Raw genomic sequence first — 594 nt, forward strand, 5'->3', positions numbered from 1 at the left:
CACTTCGCGTGTGGCGGGGGCGTTGGTGCCGGCGATAAGGATCTCGTCATCGTTGGCGAATTCCTTGACGAACTGCAGCACCTGGCGGCGTTCCTCGGTGGACTGGCTGAAGTATTCGCCGGTGGAGCCGTTGGGCACCCAGCCGGTGACGCCGGCCTCGCGGAAATGGGTCAGCAGTTTTTCGAAGGCATTAAAGTCGACCTTGCCGTCGCTGCCGAAGGGGGTGACGAGGGCGGGCATGACGCCCGAGAGTTTGACGTTGTAGCTCATGAGGAGGTCCTTTTGGTCTTGTAGGGGAGGTAGCCGCGCTGCTCGACCTCGGGGAAGGCGTCGCCGCGGCGGACATAGTTGGTGTTCTGGGTGAGGGGGCGCGGGGTGAAATCCCAGATTTCCTCGCGCCCGGTGGAGAGGGCGTTGTCGATCAGCTTGCGCGCCACCTGGCTGGCGATGACGTCGTCCAGCAGGGTGTCGAGCGGCCAGGTCTGCTCGGCCAGCTCAGTGAGGCGGGCCTCGTCCGCATCGCCTTGGCCTGCCCGGGTGACCTGCTCCAGCGGGGCGGCGGCGGGGGCGTAGAGCTGCGGCGGGGGGGGGGGG

Annotated in this window: 1 protein-coding gene and 1 pseudogene; both read right to left on the minus strand. The window is 67.0% G+C overall.

Annotated features, from left to right (window positions below; all coding sequences use genetic code 11):
* Window positions 1–270, minus strand: a 270-nt coding sequence (locus RA20_RS24210; protein ID WP_193748909.1) for a dihydrodipicolinate synthase family protein, incomplete at its 3' end; no start/stop codon positions are given.
* Window positions 267–594: pseudogene (locus RA20_RS24215) on the minus strand (hypothetical protein); the annotation flags it as partial. The gene RA20_RS24210 and the pseudogene RA20_RS24215, both read right to left, overlap by 4 nt.

The organism is Leisingera sp. ANG-Vp (assembly GCF_000813725.1).
GTDB lineage: Bacteria > Pseudomonadota > Alphaproteobacteria > Rhodobacterales > Rhodobacteraceae > Leisingera.